16 protein-coding genes are annotated in these 18,034 nt (G+C 47.1%); 8 read left to right on the forward strand and 8 right to left on the reverse strand.

Features of this window, described 5'->3' with window-relative positions:
• Positions 1 to 61 precede the first annotated feature (61 nt).
• Positions 62 to 706: a cytochrome b/b6 domain-containing protein gene (locus CEW91_RS04460; protein WP_088767839.1), complete on the forward strand. Its 645-nt coding sequence runs from the start codon at positions 62 to 64 to the stop codon at positions 704 to 706.
• 1 nt (position 707) lies between these two features.
• Here the strand turns inward: CEW91_RS04460 and CEW91_RS04465 are convergent, their stop codons facing one another.
• On the reverse strand, positions 708 to 1,172 hold the full coding sequence (locus CEW91_RS04465; RefSeq protein WP_088767840.1) for a c-type cytochrome: 465 nt from the start codon (positions 1,170 to 1,172) through the stop codon (positions 708 to 710).
• Between the two features lie 139 nt (positions 1,173 to 1,311).
• Here CEW91_RS04465 and CEW91_RS04470 point away from each other — a divergent pair, with 139 nt between their 5' ends.
• Both CEW91_RS04470 and CEW91_RS04475 read left to right on the forward strand, forming a co-directional pair.
• On the forward strand, positions 1,312 to 4,398 hold the full coding sequence (locus CEW91_RS04470) for an amidohydrolase family protein (RefSeq protein ID WP_088769356.1): 3,087 nt from the start codon (positions 1,312 to 1,314) through the stop codon (positions 4,396 to 4,398).
• Positions 4,398 to 5,699 carry an amidohydrolase family protein gene (locus CEW91_RS04475; protein WP_088767841.1) on the forward strand — a complete coding sequence of 434 codons (1,302 nt, stop codon included), beginning with the start codon at positions 4,398 to 4,400 and terminating at the stop codon, positions 5,697 to 5,699. Before CEW91_RS04470 ends, CEW91_RS04475 begins: the two co-directional genes overlap by 1 nt.
• Positions 5,700 to 5,768: 69 nt before the next feature.
• Here the strand turns inward: CEW91_RS04475 and CEW91_RS04480 are convergent, their stop codons facing one another.
• Complete coding sequence (locus tag CEW91_RS04480; RefSeq protein ID WP_088767842.1) at positions 5,769 to 6,566, reverse strand: response regulator; 798 nt, start codon at positions 6,564 to 6,566, stop codon at positions 5,769 to 5,771.
• Positions 6,567 to 6,667: 101 nt separating this feature from the next.
• Here CEW91_RS04480 and CEW91_RS04485 point away from each other — a divergent pair, with 101 nt between their 5' ends.
• A complete protein-coding gene (locus CEW91_RS04485; RefSeq protein WP_088767843.1) occupies positions 6,668 to 6,973 on the forward strand; it encodes an STAS domain-containing protein in 306 nt (101 codons plus the stop codon).
• Positions 6,973 to 8,643, forward strand: coding sequence for a PP2C family protein-serine/threonine phosphatase (locus tag CEW91_RS04490; RefSeq protein ID WP_088767844.1), 1,671 nt, complete (start codon positions 6,973 to 6,975; stop codon positions 8,641 to 8,643). The genes CEW91_RS04485 and CEW91_RS04490 overlap by 1 nt, the downstream gene beginning before the upstream one ends.
• On the opposite strand, the gene yciH is transcribed toward CEW91_RS04490, so the two are convergent.
• Genes yciH through CEW91_RS04505 form a run of 3 tightly spaced genes read right to left on the reverse strand, consistent with a single transcriptional unit; the run spans position 8,624 to position 10,432 of the window.
• Positions 8,624 to 8,959, reverse strand: a complete 336-nt coding sequence (gene yciH, locus CEW91_RS04495; protein ID WP_088767845.1) for a stress response translation initiation inhibitor YciH — start codon at positions 8,957 to 8,959, stop codon at positions 8,624 to 8,626. The genes CEW91_RS04490 and yciH overlap by 20 nt on opposite strands.
• Before the next feature lie 3 nt (positions 8,960 to 8,962).
• Positions 8,963 to 9,721, reverse strand: coding sequence for a hypothetical protein (locus CEW91_RS04500; RefSeq protein WP_088767846.1), 759 nt, complete (start codon positions 9,719 to 9,721; stop codon positions 8,963 to 8,965).
• Between the two features lie 27 nt (positions 9,722 to 9,748).
• Positions 9,749 to 10,432 carry a sensor histidine kinase gene (locus tag CEW91_RS04505; protein ID WP_088767847.1) on the reverse strand — a complete coding sequence of 228 codons (684 nt, stop codon included), beginning with the start codon at positions 10,430 to 10,432 and terminating at the stop codon, positions 9,749 to 9,751.
• 118 nt (positions 10,433 to 10,550) lie between these two features.
• Here CEW91_RS04505 and cysB point away from each other — a divergent pair, with 118 nt between their 5' ends.
• Positions 10,551 to 11,525 (forward strand): HTH-type transcriptional regulator CysB, encoded by a 975-nt coding sequence (cysB, locus tag CEW91_RS04510; protein WP_088767848.1) that lies wholly within the window; start codon positions 10,551 to 10,553, stop codon positions 11,523 to 11,525.
• Positions 11,526 to 11,541: 16 nt separating this feature from the next.
• Here cysB and CEW91_RS04515 read toward each other — a convergent pair whose 3' ends face one another.
• The 3 genes from CEW91_RS04515 to pabB all read right to left on the reverse strand — a co-directional run bounded on the left by CEW91_RS04515 (position 11,542) and on the right by pabB (position 15,002).
• Positions 11,542 to 12,915 carry an L-serine ammonia-lyase gene (locus tag CEW91_RS04515; protein ID WP_088767849.1) on the reverse strand — a complete coding sequence of 458 codons (1,374 nt, stop codon included), beginning with the start codon at positions 12,913 to 12,915 and terminating at the stop codon, positions 11,542 to 11,544.
• Between the two features lie 93 nt (positions 12,916 to 13,008).
• Positions 13,009 to 13,623: a CoA pyrophosphatase gene (locus CEW91_RS04520; protein WP_088767850.1), complete on the reverse strand. Its 615-nt coding sequence runs from the start codon at positions 13,621 to 13,623 to the stop codon at positions 13,009 to 13,011.
• Positions 13,620 to 15,002, reverse strand: a complete 1,383-nt coding sequence (gene pabB, locus CEW91_RS04525; protein ID WP_088767851.1) for an aminodeoxychorismate synthase component I — start codon at positions 15,000 to 15,002, stop codon at positions 13,620 to 13,622. Before pabB ends, CEW91_RS04520 begins: the two co-directional genes overlap by 4 nt.
• Positions 15,003 to 15,181: 179 nt before the next feature.
• Here pabB and CEW91_RS04530 point away from each other — a divergent pair, with 179 nt between their 5' ends.
• Together CEW91_RS04530 and rmuC are read left to right on the forward strand one after the other, a co-directional pair.
• A complete protein-coding gene (locus CEW91_RS04530) occupies positions 15,182 to 16,705 on the forward strand; it encodes a fumarate hydratase (protein ID WP_088767852.1) in 1,524 nt (507 codons plus the stop codon).
• Complete coding sequence (gene rmuC / locus CEW91_RS04535; RefSeq protein ID WP_088767853.1) at positions 16,705 to 18,012, forward strand: DNA recombination protein RmuC; 1,308 nt, start codon at positions 16,705 to 16,707, stop codon at positions 18,010 to 18,012. The genes CEW91_RS04530 and rmuC overlap by 1 nt, the downstream gene beginning before the upstream one ends.
• Positions 18,013 to 18,034: the final 22 nt, after the last annotated feature.

An 18,034-nucleotide genomic window follows, 5' to 3' on the forward strand; every position in this document is an offset into this window, starting at 1 on the left:
TTGAATTAACTATACCCTAGCACCTGGTATCGAGTTTTCCTAGTGTTTTGGAGTTAACACGATGATTCAGAAAGAAAATTCTGTAAAGGTTTGGGACAGCTTTGTACGCCTTTTTCATCTGATGATCATTTTATTGGTGATTGGGTTATGGTGGACCGCTGATAACGGTCGTATGGACTTGCATAAAGACTTTGGTGTCGCCATTTTGTCGCTGTTAGTCATGCGAGTTGCGTGGGGGATCTTTGGTAGTAATAACGCCCGTTTTAAGGCCTTTGTGCGTTCTCCTTTACGTATTCCCTCTCATTTGAAAACACTTTTTAATGGTCAATACCAGCCGGAAACGACGCATAGTACAGCCGGTGGCTGGGCCGTGCTGCTAATGTTAGCTTTGCTTATTGCTCAGGCCGTGACCGGGCTTTTCTCTAGTGATGGCATTTTATTTTCAGGACCGTTAGCGAGCTGGGTGTCGTCTGACACACAAGAATTGCTGACTGACTGGCATAAAACTCAGTTTGACGCGATATTAGTTGTTATCGCATTCCATATTTTAGCGGTTGCTATGTATCGCCTGAAGGGCATTAAATTGGTTGGTGCGATGGTTCACGGCTATAAAAATACCACACAGCCGGCGCCGCAATTAAAGCCAGGATGGCAAGGTTTACTGCTGGCAATAGCTGTGTGGTTGCTCTTTATGTTATTGCTGTAATTCAGTCTTTATATTCGTCGTGACAGCCTTTACAGGTTTGTGCTGCGTTCATAAATACAGGCTTGATGTTATCCATTGAGCCTGTTTCAGCGGCAACGGCGAGCTCTGATGCATATTGCTGTAAGTCATTCGACCGTTGCTGGAAATCTTCCCAGTTATCCCAGATAGCCGTTAGCGCATCGGTATTGTCGCCTGGCATAGCGCCTTCGACCGCAAAGCCGCTCCATGGAATACCTGCTAAACTTTCGAAGTCTTTTGCACGGTTCGTGAAGACCTGTGCGTCGTAGTTCACTTCGCCTTTCACCATTTCAGCCATAGCCGCGAAGTTCTGCTGCATAATAGACAAGGCTTTTTGGCGATACTCAACAGCCTTTTCGCCGTCGTTAAATGCGTGCTCGTTAGCGATAGTGCTGGCAGATAAACTAAGAGCAACGCTCGCAAAAAGTACGGACAGTGATTTTTTCATTGGATATTCTCCTTATTATCGTGCACTTACCGTTAATAATACACGATTTATCGGTTCGTGCTTGTTTCTAACATAATTAAGGCTTTAACTGGTAGACGAAATAATAAAAGAAAATCTCATTAGAATGGGGAACAAACTCATGAAGACAATGCACAAGCTTAGTGCGGCAGCGTTAGCGGTGACATCCGTGTTAGCGTTGCCAACGAGTGCTGATCAAACGTCCCGGACGAATGGTATGCGGGACAACACGCCGAGCCTAACGGCTATTCAAAATGCAACGGTTGTGACGGAGCCCGGTGAGGTTGTCAGTAACGCAACGCTCATTATTGAAAACGGCAAAGTTAAAAGTGTAGAAAGCGGTAATCGTGCGCCGGCTGGCGCACGGGTCATTGATGGTACGGGCTATACAATCTACCCAGGCTTTATTGACCCATACAGCAGTTACGGTATTGACGTTACTTACGCAAAAACGGATAGCGACACACCTATTTATAACAATGAACGTGAAGGCGGTAATGCCGCAAACGATGCTATTCGTGCGGAGAAAGATTGGTACGCAGCGTTCAAAACCAACTCTGAGAATGCCAAGAAGTGGGTGTCTGAGGGTTTTACCAGCGTACAAACAGCTAAGCTCGATGGTATTTTTCAAGGTCAGGCAGCGACTGTTTCGCTTGCCGATAAAATTGCTAACGATGTGATTTACCGAAGTGAATCAAAGCATTTTGGCTCGTTTGACAAAGGCAGCTCCCAGCAACAGTATCCGTCTTCTTTAATGGGCAGTATTGCGCTGGTGAGGCAGACTCTGTCTGACGCAAATTGGTATGAAAATGCCTACGGCAAGCAATCACATAATCAACCGGTTGAGTTTAATGCGGCGCTTGATTCACTGAAAAATATTGAATCTGAAGGCATTGTGTTCAAAGTCTCAGATGAGAAAACTTTGCTGCGAGCGGACGATGTCTTTGATCAGTTTAACGTGCCAAGCGTTTATGTTGGCTCGGGTTATGAATACGCTCGTCTGAACTCGGTTAAGAATACTGAAAGTGATTTGATTTTACCGCTGAACTTCCCGGCAGCACCAAATGTCAGTGGCGTCGATGCACATCTTGATGTCGACTTGGCGAAATTACGCCACTGGGAACGCGCGCCTTCAAATCCGGCGATGCTGGCAAACGCAGATGTCAACTTTGCGTTAACCTTAAGCGAACTGGAAAAGTCGGAAGACTTTTGGCCGAATCTGCGTAAAGCGGTGGAGCATGGCCTGAGTAAAGAAAAAGCGCTGGCAGCTTTAACGACTACTGCAGCCAAAATTGCCGGTGTTGATGACAAAGTGGGTAAATTAGCCAGTGGTTACATGGCCGACTTTGTGATGGTGAAAGGTGATATTTTTGAAGACGGCGAAATACAGTCGGTCTGGTTACAAGGTGAAGAAAACGAGTTGGTTTCTCGTGAGCTGGTCGACTTTGCCGGTCACTATACCATTGACTGGAATGGTCAGAATGTCTCGCTGACATTGAAGCCCGGTGCGGTTTTAAGCGGCGAACTCACGATCGGTGAGAGCACTCAACCCCTTCGTAATGTGGAGCGCACCGATGATACCGTGTCATTTGTTGCTGATATGGACACTCAGCCGGCAGGTACGTGGCGCTTTCAGTTAACACCCGCGTCTCAGCAAAACTTCACTCTGGAAGCGGTCTCTCCGCAAGGGGAGTCCAGTTCGCTTGTTGCGCAGGTCGCCTCACAAGACAGCCAGGCGGACGACACTCAAAGTAGCAGCAGTAATACAGCTGAATACGTCAGTCAGTTGACCTTCCCGAATGTTGCTTATGGTTTAGATGGTTTGCCTGAGCGACAAGATGTATTAATTCGTAACGCAACGGTTTGGACTGCCAGTGATGAAGGCATTCTGGAAGAAACGGATGTGCTTGTCCGTAACGGTGAATTTGCCGAAGTGGGTAAAAACCTGAGCGCACCGTCGGGTGTCAAAGTCATTGATGCCGCGGGTATGCACTTGACGCCGGGCATTATTGATGAGCATTCACACATTGCGATTGACGGTGGTGTGAATGAAGGCTCTGAAGCGATTACGTCAGAAGTACGTATTGGCGACGTGGTCAACCCGGACGACATTCATATTTATCGCTCACTCGCTGGTGGCACCACCATGGCTCAGTTACTGCACGGATCGGCTAACCCGGTTGGTGGTCAGGCGCAGGTCATTAAACTGCGTTGGGGAACAGATGCTAACATTATGAAGTTTGATGCAGCGCCTGAGTCTATCAAGTTCGCGCTGGGTGAAAACGTTAAGCAAAGCAACTGGGGTGACAACATGACGGTTCGTTACCCACAAACGCGTTTAGGCGTTGAAACTATTGTTCGTGATGGCTTCCAGGCGGCGTTAGAATACCAGCAACGTAAACAAGCCTATGATCGCATGAGTCGCTCAGAAAAGAAAAAGACAGCACCACCACGTCCTGACTATCGCCTGGAGACACTGATCGAAATTCTAAACAGCGAACGCTTTGTTCATGCCCACTCTTACGTTGCTTCTGAAATTCTCATGTTGATGGAAGTGGCGGAAGATTATGGATTCACTTTGGATACGTTCACTCACATTCTGGAAGGTTACAAAGTGGCCGACGAAATGGCTGAGCATGGTGCTAGTGGATCGACATTCGCTGACTGGTGGGCATATAAATTTGAGGTATATGACGCGATTCCTCAAAACGCCTGCTTAATGCATGACAGAGGTGTGCTCACCAGCATTAACTCGGACAGTAATGACTTGCAGCGCCGTTTGAATACGGAAGCGGCCAAGTCAGTTCGTTATTGCGACATGGATCCGCATGAAGCCTTTAAAATGGTGACGATTAATCCAGCAAAACAACTGAAAGTTGATGACTACGTCGGTTCTATTGAAGAAGGCAAACATGCTGACTTTGTACTGTGGAGTCATTATCCGTTAAGTGCCTATGCCCGTGCTGAACAAACCTGGATAAATGGACGTAAATTCTTTGACCGCGAACAAGACAAACAACGTCAAGAAGCGGTAAAACAAGAGAAAAACGCACTGATTCAGAAAGTTCTTGCAGCCGGGGATGAAGCGCTTAAAGGCGCCACTAATGGCTATAAAGAGGCACAGCCAACTTGGCATTGTGATACAGAACACGACTTCTGGCTGGATCACTTCACCACGCAAGCGCATCAGCATGGAGGACAACACTAATGAAGACTTTATTATCCACATTGAGTGCTGCGCTGATTGCTGCAGTGACCGTATCGACAGCCGTTGCTCATGACGAAGTTCCCGGCGAGACGCAACAACAGCCCATCGTTCTGCAAGGCGGGACCTTGCATACTGTGAGCAATGGCGTGTTAACCGACTCAGACTTGGTTTTTGAAGACGGTAAAATTACCGCTATTGGTCAGGACCTGGACGTTCCCAATAATGCTCGAGTCATCGATGTGTCCGGTAAGCATGTTTATCCGGGCGTTATTGCGATGGATACCACGTTAGGCTTGAATGAAATTGAAGCGGTACGAGCAACGCGTGACGCTCGTGAAGTAGGCGAAGTGCATCCGGAAGTTGCTGGGCATATTGCCTTTAATGCGGACTCGGAAATTATCCCAACCGTACGCTATAACGGTATTACTCATGCGCAAGTGGTACCAGAAGGTTCACTGGTTATGGGGCAGTCGTCATTGCTGCACCTGGATGGCTGGAATTACCAAGACGCATTGGTTTCCGGCGAAATGGGTGTGCATGTGAATTGGCCGAGAACGTATGTGATTAATACGTGGTGGGAGCGCCGCTCTCCGGAAGAGCAACGCAAAGCCAATGAGGAAGCTCGTAAAGAGTTGATGAACGTGTTTGCCGACGCCAAAGCTTATTTTGATGCGAAGAAAGCAGACAGAGACATTGACATGGATCAGCGCTGGGAAGCGATGATGGGATTATTCGATGGCAGCAAAACACTGTATGTGCATGCCAACGACAAACGTCAATTGGAGCAAGCTATCGATGTGAGTCGTGAGTATGGCTTTGAGCTTGTTCTAATGGGGGCGAGAGATGCCTGGCGTATTGCTGACAAACTGGCAGAGCTTGAAGTGCCAGTCGTTTTCGGTTCACCTTTCGGGTTACCGGGGCGTGACGACGAAGGCTATGATCAAGACTTCTCTACCCCTGCTAAATTAGCCGACGCTGGTGTTAACTTTGCTATTTCGTATCCGGGCTACTGGGATGTCCGTAACCTGCCTTTTGCGGCCGGACACTCGGTTGCTTTTGGGTTAGATCAGCAAAAGGCACTGGAGGCTATCACACTTCAGCCGGCTAAGTTTATGGGCGTAGCTGATAAGCTGGGCTCGTTAGAGGTCGGCAAAAGTGCGTCGCTGATTGTGTCAGAGGGTGACTTACTGGATCCTATTGGCCAAAGCTTAACACATATGTTTATTGACGGTCGCAATGTCAGTTTAGAAAGCCGTCATACTGAACTCTACAATAAGTATCAGGAAAAACCGGCGAATTAATTTCAGCTAGTTTACGGTACAAAAAAGCCCCTGACGCCACACAACGCGCCAGGGGCTTTCTTTTATTGGTTACTGTTGGTCAAGCAGACGTGAAATTAAGCCTTTTATGGTGGCAGGCTCAAACGGCTTGTCGGTCAGAGCATCGACACCGCTTTGTTTTATATTTGCCAACTGTGGTTCGTTCGCCCGCGCCGTTACCATAAGTACCGGTGTGTGCGCATGCGACGAGCTGTTGCGAATGTACTGAGTCAATTCTCTGCCATTCATTTCAGGCATGTTGAAATCAGTAACAATTAAGTCGAACTGATGCTCTTCCAGAATATCAATGGCTTGCTGCCCATTTTCAGCCTCAACAAATATCTCAACACCAAGGTTTTCAAAAACACGGCGCAACACATGGCGTGACGTGAGGCTGTCATCGACAATAAGAACTCGTAAGTCTTCTATGTCATAGAGCTCAAGAGTCAGTGGCTCAGGCTCCATTAAATCCATAGTCGCTGTAATAGCGCGCTGCAATTGTTCCGGGGTAAAAGGTTTCGGTAAAATAGCAATAATACCGGACTGTTTAAATTGTTCGAGTTGGTCGGCGCGGTGTTCAGACGATACCAACATAAAATGCAGGGTATCGTGCAGGTCGTTGCGGTTGATGAACTGAATGAGTTCATGTGCCGTACCATCTTCGAAGTACATGGCGCTAGTCACAATATCAGGTTGCCAACGCAGGATTTCTTCTTTAGCTTCCGCTATAGTAGAAGCACCTCTGGTATGCTGAATACCAGCTTGATTAAGGTGTTGGGTAATGACTTTACGCTGCACATCGGAAGGCTCGATGAGCAAAATTCGGAGTTCGTCGAAGGCTATCGCCATAATCGGTCAAAATGAGTTTATGATGTAGCAAAGATTAGGGTATTCAAGCAATAAACTCAATCATAAAATTGTGTTAGGCTCATGAAAAAAGAGGGGTACCTATGAGCGTCAGTCGCGAGTTTTCAAATGATGGCAAGCAACTTATTATTGCCATCCAGGGTAAATTTGATTTTAGTTTGGTGCAGGAGTTTCGGCAGGCTTATAGCCACATTGGCGACTCTCAGCCGACGGTAATTATTGACTTGAGAGAAACAGAATACTTGGACAGCTCGGCGTTAGGTATGCTACTCAATATGCGAAAGTCTTTGGGTAATAGTGTAAAAGGCATTCAGTTGATAAATGCAAAGCCTGATGTTCGTCGTATTCTGGATATATCCCGTTTTGATAAGATGTTTACTATCGCCTAATGCACGTACTCATCGTTGATGATCAAGCCGCTAATAGGGTAATGCTAAAAGGCCTTATTGAGCGTTTTGGCCACAATGTAAGCTGCGCATCAAGCGGTATGCAGGCGCTGGAACTGTTTAGTAGCACGGGGGCAGACATTGTCTTGCTTGACGTGATGATGCCGGTCATGGACGGTCTGGCAACGGCTAAACGACTAAAGCAACTCAGTGGTGATATTCACCTTCCAATATTGTTCATTACGGCACTGGATGACCAAAAGACACTACTAGAATGTCTTGATGCTGGCGGCGACGATTTTATCAGCACACCTCCGGAACCCATTGTTCTGCAAGCAAAGCTCGACGCACATGCGCGCGTTAGGGAGCTCAGTTTTAAATTAAAAGAAAAAAACGAAGCACTGGCTTACCATTCAAACCGTATGGAGCGCGAGCAAAATGTGGTCAGCCACATGTTGAGTAATGCGCTTTTAGAAAATGAATTAACGTTTGATTTCCTGCACACTTACTTGTCTCCGGCGACTGAGTTTAATGGCGATTTGGTATTGTCGAAAGGCGGGCCTCTGGGGAACTACTACATTTTTGTTGGAGACTTTACCGGTCACGGACTGGCTCCTGCGACAGGGGCGTTACCCGTTGCACAAACGTTTTTTGATTTAGCGGAGAGAGGCTTGTCGGTGGCCACCATGGTAAAAGAGTTTAATCGTCGGTTAGTGAAGTTGTTGCCTGACGACATGTTCTGTGCCGCATTTGTCGCCGAGTTGTCAGCCGGTGGTGACCGGCTCAGTTATTGGAACGGTGGTATTCCGGACGCACTTTTCATTGATAACAACGGACGAGTTACTTACCGTTTGCCGTCAGAGCACCTGGCGTTAGGGATTTTGCCGCCAGAAGAATTTAATAGTTCGTTGAGTCACTGTTTTATCGAGCCCGGGCAACGGTTGGTTGCGTACACTGACGGTGTTATTGAAATGATAAACACTCAGGGGCAGCGTCTTAACGAGAGTGGTTTTGAAAAAAAGCTAAAACAGTTTGGCAGAAAACAACAGTTTGACCAGTTGGTGAATTCGCTCGAAAGCTTTCAGAAGGGCACTAAGCAAAGTGACGATATTTCGTTGATTGTTGTCAGTTGTGAACCGACTCAACTGCCCGTTAAAAAAGATGACCATTCTATCACTCACCTTCCTTTTGAGTTGAAAGTACGACTCAGCGAAAAAAATATTGTAGGGGAAGATCCTGTGACCCGGCTTGTCGATTCATTATCGCACCTGGAAGGGATAAAAGCCCATAAAACAACGCTGTATTTATTATTAGCGGAAGCGTTTAATAATATTTTGGAGCACAATCTTTTACGGTTAAATTCCGATGTGAAAGAAGAAAGTGAAGGGTTTGAACGCTATTATGCAGAGCGAGAACGTCGTCTTGGTAGCCTTGAAGATATTGAAGTATCGATTGATGTTAACTACCAACCCATTGATAGCCTGATTTGTTTTGGCATTCGCTCTAACGGAGAAAACGGGTATCCGGCTGATGAGTTTTCTCCGGTATTGGATGAAGAAAAGATGCACGGTCGAGGTATGCAGCTGATTAAAAACTTTTCCCGCTATTATGAATGGAAAGACGAAGGCCAATGCTTATACATTGAGTACGACCTTAACCTCCCGATCGCTTAACTTTATAACCTTCTGCTTTTAGATAAGCCTCAATACTGTCTCGCTGATCACCCTGCAATTCAATGTCATAGTCTTTGACTGAGCCACCAACACCACATTGCTGTTTGAGCTTCTTCGCAAACTTTTTCAATTCATCTTTTGGTAGAGCAAGGCCAGTCACAATAGTCACTCCCTTACCTTTGCGGCCTTTGGTTTCCCTTTTTAGTCTTACGATACCGTCGCCTTCTGGTATCTGCTCAGGCTCCTCGTCAGGCTCAATACGACCTGAGTCTGTCGAATATACCATTTGGCTGAGTTGATCTTTCCAGTCAGACATAGACTACCACTTCTTTTTCGGTTGAAAGAGTTCTTCCAAATCGTCTTCTTTTTTGTGTTTGGCTTTGTCTCTTGCGTGTGCGTCTTTCAGTTCTTGCGCAATTTGCTCTAACGCGTTTTTGATCGACTCTTGACGAGATGTCGTGTAGTCGTCAGAAAAGCTTTGCTCTTCAATGGTGCGCAACGCTTTTTCATAATACTGACGTGCTGAACCTAGCATATGGCTCTCATAAGCGTGACGACCACGACGAATGAGTGTTTCAATACTGATTTTTAACTGCAACTTGCTTAAACGCTGATCCTCGACACTAAAGACGTTACTGTCAACCCGACCACGAGCGTGCTCACTTCTTAGCGTTGCTTTTAAACGTTTCAGCGCGTTAATCATCGCAATAATTTGTTTATTGTTTTGCGGAATTTCAAACTCTTCGCTGATCAGCGATGTGTCTTTAGGATCAATGCCTTCCATTCTTTCTTTGTAATCTTCAAGGCGTGATTTAAAGTCTTTGGTTGGCGATACAGCGTACATGTTTTGCAATACTTCATATGCGCGCATATTCAGCACAGCCAGCATCGACTTACCAATAGGGAAGAAACTGGACATATGAATAAGATCTTCAATTTGTTCCAGAGCGTTTCTGTAACGGGCAAGTTTTTTGCGTCGCTCAAGTTCCTGACGCTGCTTATGTTGTTGCACTGAACCGACGACAATCGCCAGTATTATCAGAAGAATAATCAGTGCTATAACAATGGTGTAAATCATATAACGCTCATTAGGTTGTTATTATTTTTAAGGTAATGTCAGAGAAAAAACACCACCACCTAAGTGTCCATTATTTTTCAGTTCGATAAAACCTTTTTTATCGTTTCTTTGGTGGGCTTGTGCTATTAGGTGGGCGAAATAGAGCCCTAAACCTGTACGGCCTTTATTCATATCCAGCTTCTGCATGGGTGCTTGTGCTTGTTTTAGCATGCCGTTTGGAAAACCTTCGCCATTATCGTGCACCGAAACCTGACATCCCTTATCCTCGTCGACTGTCACTGTAATAAAGAGTTTATCGGCGGTATAGCGCATAGCATTAATAATAACGTCGTTCAGTAAGTGGCTGATGAGGTCTTTGTCAAAATAGCCAACAGCCGAATCGTCAATGTCAGTGGTCACATCGATACCGCGCTGCTCCAGATACATTTCATTATTAAGCAATAGCTCTTCAAATACGTCATCCCAGTGATGCTCTTCAATATTGAGAGGGAGGGAGCCGTGCTGTTCGCGGTATAGTGTCAGCAGCTGTATGAGCCCTGAGTTAATGCGTTGCGCTTCGTAATGGACTTTTGCCATGTTTTCTGTTGCACTGCCTTCTGGTACTTGCTCTGAAACCTGTTCAATCAATTGAATCAGCAAGCATAGCGAATTCTTCATGTCGTGGGCGGAAGAGGCGAGTACCGCAGAAAAGTCGAATGTAGGCTGTGTCATCGTTGAAGTTCCGGTTTCAGCTGCTAATACCTGCCAGCTTTTCTATTTGTCATAGTTATTAAGATTATTATACTATTTTTTTATATCACAATTCGCAAACCGAGTGGCATGTCCTGCTATGAAATTACAGCAATTAAAATATATTGTTGAAGTGATGAATCATAATTTAAACGTTTCGGCCACGGCTGAAAGTTTATTTACATCGCAACCTGGCATTAGTAAACAAATAAGAATGCTAGAGGATGAGTTAGGGGTTCAAATTTTTGGGCGTACGGGAAAGCACCTGACGCATATCACGCCCGCCGGGCAGGATATTATTCGAGTTGCGAAACAAGTGCTCGATAATGTGCAGTCGATAAAGACGGTTGCAACCGAACACACTCAGCCTGATCAGGGGAAGTTAACGATTGCCACAACCCATACTCAGGCACGTTATGCGTTACCTCAGGTTATTAAACAGTTTATCGGTCAGTATCCACGTGTTTCTTTGCATATGCACCAAGGCTCACCTCAGCAAATTAGCGAAGCGGCGGCAAAAGGACGCACCGATTTTGCGATAGCGACAGAGGCACTGCATCTATATCAGGATTTGATTATGTTGCCTTGTTACCATTGGAATCGTTCAATTGTCGTGCCTAAGTCACACCCATTGGCGAAATTGCAGAGCATTAGCATTGAAGACGTGGCTAAATATCCAATTGTGACCTACGTCCATGGTTTTACCGGTCGTTCAGAGTTGGACAAGGCCTTTGCGCAAGCAGGTAAAGAACCACAAATTGTGTTTACCGCAACCGATGCTGACGTCATAAAAACGTACGTCCGAATGGAACTAGGTATTGGTGTGTTGGCATCTATGGCCTATAACGCTGAGGAAGATCCTGATTTAGTCGCGATTCCGGCTAGCCACTTGTTTGAAGCGAGTACGACGAAAATTGGTTTCCGTCGCGGAACGTTTTTAAGAACTTATATGTATGACTTTATTGAAAGCTTTGCGCCGCATCTGACTCGGGAAAAAGTGCAACAAGCGGCTCAGCTGAAAACTCAAGAAGAGATTGACGCCTTATTTGAGGGGTGTGAATTGCCGGTGCGCTAGGCACCGGCTTAATTGCCTAGCATTCGATGATATTAACTGCCAAGCCGCCCCGGGCGGTCTCTTTGTACTTGGTTTTCATATCGTTGCCAGTATCCCACATGGTCTTAATGACTTTATCGAGAGATACTTTATGGTCTCCATTACCACGCATGGCTAAGCGAGCGGCGTTAATGGCTTTAACAGAGCCCATGGCATTTCGCTCAATGCACGGCACCTGAACCAGACCGCCTACAGGGTCACAGGTTAAGCCAAGGTTGTGCTCCATACCAATCTCAGCAGCGTTCTCTACGGTTTCTGGACCACCGCCCATAAATTCGGCCAGTGCGCCCGCAGCCATAGAACAGGCAACGCCCACTTCACCCTGACAACCCACTTCAGCGCCGGAAATGGAAGCGTTTTTCTTGTACAAAATACCGATAGCAGCCGAGGTTAATAAGAAGCGAACGGCGGAGTCTTCGTCCAGTGTTTCAATGAATTTGTCCGCATAGCTCATGACGGCTGGAACAATGCCTGCTGCACCATTAGTTGGTGCCGTGACAATGCGGCCGCCCGCGGCGTTTTCTTCGTTGACGGCCAAGGCAAACAGGTCAACCCAATCCATGACTTGCATGGCGTCGCTCGACTTTTCTTTTTTAAGACGCTGATAAAGCGACGATGCACGACGACGCACTTTCAAACCGCCTGGCAAAATACCCTCGGTGGTAATACCGTTGGTAATACTTTGTTGCATGGTACGCCAAATTTTCATTAAGCCGTCGCGAATTTCGTCTTCACTGCGGAACACTTTTTCGTTCGCCATCATTAATGAGCTAATGCGCAGTCCATGCTCTTTACAATGCCCTAATAATTCAGCGGCACTGTCGAACGGATAAGGAATGGGCTTAGACGATTGCTCAATGGCTTCTTCTAGAGTCTCATCAAAGTCTTCGTCACGAACAATGAAGCCGCCACCAATTGAGTAATACAGGTCGCTGTAGATAATGTCATCGCCTTTAAGCAGTTTAAGCTCCATCGCGTTAGCGTGCTTTGGCATGGTTTTGCGACGATGGAACGTGATAGCGCCTTCAGATGGGAAGGTGACTTCATGATCTCCTAATAACGCCAGCTTTTCGGTTTTACGAGTTTGTTCAAGAAAGTTTTCAACGTTGTCGGTATCAACTGTTTCCGGTAATTCGCCCGCTAACCCCAAAATAACCGCTTTACCGGTTCCGTGACCCTTACCGGTTTGCCCTAAAGAGCCGAACAATTCTACTTTAACGCCGTCGGCCTGCGTTAAATGGCCAGCCTCTTTAGCGGCCTGCAGAAAATCAAATGCAGCCTTCATCGGGCCCACCGTGTGCGAGCTTGAAGGGCCGATACCAATTTTGTAAATATCAAAAACGCTGATCATACTTATCCTTACCTGTCGCGTTTGTTTGTATTAATTATAGTATTGTCGCATGAATTGTGTGGGGGCTGGCAAGCTTTATAGCGAAATAACTGGTCAGTTGAGTGGTTTAAAGTGGCTTTTCTGGTCAGGTTGAAGCTGCTCGGCTAACTCACGCAGAATGCCCGCCGTTGCTCCCCAGATATTTCGATGCTGCCAGGGAATAAAGTAAACCCGGTCATAAATGAACTTACGAATACGGTAAACGTAATGGTTACTGGGATTGATAATATCGGCTAAGGGCACCTCAAATATCTCGGCCACTTCACTTTCCTGCGCCACCAGTGCTTGTTGGGGAGACACAAATGCCACGTATGGACGAATCATAAAGTAAGACAACACGGGGTAGTCGTGCAAACGTCCAATAACGTCGACTTGCGAGCGGGGAAGACCGATTTCTTCTTCTGTTTCTCTTAGTGCGGTTTCTAATAAGTCGTTGTCTGTTTTGTCGTAGCGGCCTCCCGGGAAACTGATTTGTCCGGCGTGTTTTCTTAATGACGCAGAGCGTCGAGTCAGTATTAACGACAAGCCATGTGGGCGCTCAACAATAGGAATAAGTACGGCTGCTGGTCGCAAACGTTTGCGCAAAGGCTCGTCAAGCTGTCGGTTGACGGACGGCGAGGGCGTGAGGCTAAAGCGTCTGACAAACTCGGCGCGGCTTTTGATCGTCATGAGCTTAATACCGGCAAAATACGGGACACTTTGTCTTTGGTTTCCTGATATTCGTCTGCTGCTTGAGAGTCTGAGACCAGACCGCCGCCCGCCCAGCAGTATAGCTGACCTTCTTCGGCGAGTAGCGTACGAATCGTAATACTGGTGTCACTTTGTCCATGCTGTGAGAAGTAGCCGATGCTACCACAATAAATGCCGCGGCGGTTCGGCTCGAGCTCTTCAATAATTTGCATGGCTCTAATTTTGGGGGCGCCAGTGATTGAGCCGCCGGGGAATGCGCCTTTAAACAGACTTAATGCAGAACAATCCGGCTTAAGTTTACCGGTGATGGTTGATACCAAATGGTGTACCGCCGGAAAGCTTTCAATAGCAAACAGTGTTGGCGTTGTGACAGAGCCAGGTTCGCAGTTTTTACTTAAGTCATTGCGCAGTAAATCCACAATCATGAGGTTTTCCGCACGGTCTTTTTCAGAACTCAACAATGACTGGCGGCTGGCGATGTCTTTGTTGCTGTCTTCATAACGTGGACGGGTGCCTTTTATCGGCTTAGTTTGTACTTCCCCCGCGGCACTGGTGCTGAGAAAACGCTCAGGAGAAACGCTGATAATAGCGCTTTGAGGCGTGCGCATAAAAGCCGAAAACGGCGCGTTATTCGACGCCCGTAACTGCTTGTAGGCTGCCCATTCACAACCTTGATAACTCGCTTGATAGCGTTGGGCTAAGTTTATCTGATAGGCGTCACCGCTGAGCAAATAGGCTTGCACCGCGTTAAATTTAGTATGGTACTCAGCCTCTGACATATTGCTTTGCCAGGCACTGGTCAGTTTTAACGGGTTCTTTGAGGTAGGTGTTAGTGACTGCTCCCAATAGGCTTTCTGTTTATTTAACCCCTGTTCAGGCGCAACCAGCCAAACCTCATTACGCCTCTTGTCAAAAATGACCGCTTCCGAGTAATAACCCAGTGCCGCATCGCTGGATTTGTATTCATTGGTGTTAAACTCAGGTATTACCTCCAGGCAACGACCAAAATCGTATCCTACCGCACCGGCGAAGCCCCCCTGGAAAGGTAGGTGGTCAGGCCCCTCATAACGACCCGCCAGCGCCATTAGTTGTTCAGCATAATCGAACATATCGGTAGCGTGAGTTGGTGCCTTAGGAAGGTCTGACTGGTTATTACCCGAAACGGTTAGCTTATTGTTTTTACTGCTGATGACACATTCGGGGGCTCGAAAGATAACGTCATAACGGGCGTCTTCGTGCGTCTTTGAGGCTGAGTCCAGAAACAGTGCATAAGGCTCATCCTGGCAGCGTTCAAACAGCTCTAGTGCGGTCAGGGATGTTTCCAATTTTACGGCACACACGTCAGGAAAAATGCTCACACTCAGCCCCTTGAGTTACTTAATGAGATCTCGAATTTACCGATAAAAACCATTCTATCACAGTGGCACTGACTCGGTTAGTTACACTGGTCAGTTGTCGGTGAAAACGCTATTATAGCGCCACGTTTATCAGAACCAATATCGGCATCGTTCGATATAAAAAGCAAAGAGGTAAGGCCATGACCACCATTCGTCAGGCGGATTTTATTGACAGTATTGCCGATGCGCTGCAGTACATTTCTTATTATCACCCATTGGACTTTATTAAAGCACTGGACGAGGCGTACCAGCGTGAAGAGAGCGAAGCGGCAAAGAATGCCATTGCGCAGGTGCTGACGAATTCGCGGATGTCGGCACAAGGACATCGTCCGATTTGTCAGGACACTGGTATTGTGACCTGCTTTGTGAAAGTGGGCATGGGTGTGCAATGGGACAAAACCGACCTGACCGTTCAGCAAATGGTGGATGAAGGCACACGTCGTGCGTACAACAACCCGGACAACCCGCTACGCGCTTCAATTGTGGCCGACCCTGCAGGCACTCGCAAGAACACCGGCGACAATACTCCGGCCGTGGTGCATATTGATATGGTGCCGGGCAGTGAAATTGAAGTCATGATTGCCGCGAAAGGCGGCGGTTCTGAGAATAAATCGAAAATGGTCATGTTGAACCCCAGCGATTCGATTGCCGACTGGGTTGTTGAGACCTTGCCGAAAATTGGCGCGGGCTGGTGTCCGCCAGGTATGCTGGGCATTGGTGTGGGCGGTACTGCCGAGAAATCAGCGGTGCTGGCCAAAGAATCATTGATGGAATCTGTTGATATTCATGAGCTAATAGAGCGAGGTCCGCAAAACGCCGAAGAAGAGCTGCGCTTAGAGATTTTTAATCGTGTGAACGCCTTAGGTATCGGTGCTCAGGGACTGGGCGGTTTAACAACCGTGTTGGATGTGAAGATTAAATCATTGCCAACCCATGCGGCTTCTAAACCAGTCACTTTAATTCCAAACTGTGCGGCAACGCGTCACGTCCACTTTACGTTGGACGGCAGTGGCGCTGCCGATTTAGCCCCGCCGAAATTAGAAGATTGGCCGGATGTCACTTTTGAGCTAGGTGATGACGCGCGTCGTGTGAATTTGGACGAAGTCACTAAAGAAGACATTCAGGATTGGAAAATGGGTGAGACCGTGCTCTTGTCTGGTAAGTTACTGACCGGGCGTGATGCGGCTCATAAACGCATTAAAGGTATGTTGGATAACGGTGAAGAGTTACCGGTAGATTTCAACAATCGCTTTATTTACTACGTTGGTCCGGTTGACCCTGTGGGTGACGAGGTTGTGGGTCCGGCAGGTCCGACAACGTCAACGCGTATGGATAAATTTACTGATCAGATGCTCGAAGAAGCCGGCATTATTGGCATGGTTGGTAAAGCTGAACGCGGACCAGAAGCCGTAGAGAGTATTCGCAAACACAAAGCCGTCTACTTGATGGCGGTGGGCGGTGCTGCGTACCTAGTTGCTAAGGCTATTAAGAAAGCCAGAGTCGTCGCGTTTGAAGATTTGGGTATGGAAGCCATTTATGAGTTTGAAGTGGAAGACATGCCGGTCACAGTCGCTGTCGATAGCGACGGTCAAAATGCACATACTCAAGGTCCTGCTATTTGGAAAGCGAAAATTGCTGACTTGAATGAAAAACTAGGAGCTTAATGATGTCGCTGGCACTGTGGCAATGGATGGCAATAATTGGTGTGCCGGTTGTGACGGTCATTACGGCGTTGTTGTTGCTTTGGCAACAGCAGCGCCGTTTGCGCTTACAAGCAGAGCAACAAAATACGGTACTGGAGCAAGACGCTGAGATTCTTCGCGAACGCATTGATGAGCTTCAACACGAGGTTTATGAAAAAGACAGCCGCCTTCGCGAGACGTTCGCCCGGGCTGATCATGAGCAAAAAACCGCAGAAGAAAAACTGAACTTGTTGAAAGCGAGCGAGGAGCGACTGACGCAGCAGTTTGAAAACCTGGCTAATCGCATTTTTGAAGAAAAATCGAAAGGCATGCAACAGCACCATCAGCAGTCATTGCAGGCAACGCTAGAGCCGTTTAAACAGCAAATTGAAGCCTTTAAAAAGCAAATTACTCAGCAGTATACGGACGAAACCAAAGAGCGTTCAGCACTTAAAAATGAGGTGATGTCGCTTAAGGATTTGAATCGCCAAATGGCGTCTGAGGCTGAAGCGCTAACCCGAGCTTTAAAAGGCGATACGAAGCAACAGGGTAACTGGGGCGAAGTCGTACTCGAGCGTATTCTGGAGCAATCGGGTTTGCGTGAAGGGCACGAATATCAAACCCAGGCACATCATCGAGATGAAGACGGAAAGTCTTTTAAACCGGATGTTATTGTGCACTTGCCGAATAAAAAAGACGTGGTGATTGACTCGAAAGTCAGTTTGTCGGCTTATGAACGCTACTTTAATTCGGACGATGACCTTGAGCGTGAGCGCGCGTTGAATGAACACGTTCAGTCACTGAAGCAGCATATTAAACAGTTGGGTAAGAAGAGTTACCACCAACTGGAAGGGCTGCGCACGCTGGATTACGTGTTGATGTTTATTCCGATTGAGCCAGCGTTTTTGTTGGCTGTTGATCGTGATCCAGAACTTATTCGGTTGGCACTGGACAATCAGATCATGTTGGTGAGCCCAACGAACTTACTGGTTGCGCTGCGCACGGTTCATAATATCTGGCAATACGAATACCAGAATCAAAACGCTGAGAAAATTGCTACCGACGCCGCACGTTTGTACGACAAGTTTGTGGGCTTTGTGGAAGACTTGGAAAAAATCGGTAACGGCTTACAAACGCTTGATAACCGCTACCAGGAAGCTATGAAAAAGCTAAGTACCGGGCGAGGTAACCTCATTGGGCGGGTCGATAAATTCCGTCAGATGGGTGTGCAAACCAATAAACGGTTAAATTCAGACTACTTAGAGAGTGACACCGAACATGACGACTGAGCAATGCGCTCAGTCGTCATTA

Origin of the sequence: Idiomarina piscisalsi, assembly GCF_002211765.1 — a bacterium.
In the GTDB taxonomy this organism is placed as follows: Bacteria; Pseudomonadota; Gammaproteobacteria; order Enterobacterales; family Alteromonadaceae; genus Idiomarina; species Idiomarina piscisalsi_A.

Excerpts from the sequence above, each read along its gene's own strand:
- CEW91_RS04470 (WP_088769356.1), top strand. The coding sequence starts at position 1,312 with ATGAAGACAATGCACAAGCTTAGTGCGGCAGCGTTAGCGGTGACATCC.
- CEW91_RS04465 (WP_088767840.1), bottom strand. The coding sequence starts at position 1,172 with ATGAAAAAATCACTGTCCGTACTTTTTGCGAGCGTTGCTCTTAGTTTA.
- CEW91_RS04505 (WP_088767847.1), bottom strand. The coding sequence starts at position 10,432 with ATGACACAGCCTACATTCGACTTTTCTGCGGTACTCGCCTCTTCCGCC.
- CEW91_RS04530 (WP_088767852.1), top strand. The coding sequence starts at position 15,182 with ATGACCACCATTCGTCAGGCGGATTTTATTGACAGTATTGCCGATGCG.
- yciH (WP_088767845.1), bottom strand. The coding sequence starts at position 8,959 with ATGTCTGACTGGAAAGATCAACTCAGCCAAATGGTATATTCGACAGAC.
- rmuC (WP_088767853.1), top strand. The coding sequence starts at position 16,705 with ATGATGTCGCTGGCACTGTGGCAATGGATGGCAATAATTGGTGTGCCG.
- cysB (WP_088767848.1), top strand. The coding sequence starts at position 10,551 with ATGAAATTACAGCAATTAAAATATATTGTTGAAGTGATGAATCATAAT.
- CEW91_RS04485 (WP_088767843.1), top strand. The coding sequence starts at position 6,668 with ATGAGCGTCAGTCGCGAGTTTTCAAATGATGGCAAGCAACTTATTATT.
- CEW91_RS04515 (WP_088767849.1), bottom strand. The coding sequence starts at position 12,915 with ATGATCAGCGTTTTTGATATTTACAAAATTGGTATCGGCCCTTCAAGC.
- CEW91_RS04490 (WP_088767844.1), top strand. The coding sequence starts at position 6,973 with ATGCACGTACTCATCGTTGATGATCAAGCCGCTAATAGGGTAATGCTA.
- CEW91_RS04480 (WP_088767842.1), bottom strand. The coding sequence starts at position 6,566 with ATGGCGATAGCCTTCGACGAACTCCGAATTTTGCTCATCGAGCCTTCC.
- CEW91_RS04460 (WP_088767839.1), top strand. The coding sequence starts at position 62 with ATGATTCAGAAAGAAAATTCTGTAAAGGTTTGGGACAGCTTTGTACGC.
- CEW91_RS04500 (WP_088767846.1), bottom strand. The coding sequence starts at position 9,721 with ATGATTTACACCATTGTTATAGCACTGATTATTCTTCTGATAATACTG.
- CEW91_RS04475 (WP_088767841.1), top strand. The coding sequence starts at position 4,398 with ATGAAGACTTTATTATCCACATTGAGTGCTGCGCTGATTGCTGCAGTG.
- CEW91_RS04520 (WP_088767850.1), bottom strand. The coding sequence starts at position 13,623 with ATGACGATCAAAAGCCGCGCCGAGTTTGTCAGACGCTTTAGCCTCACG.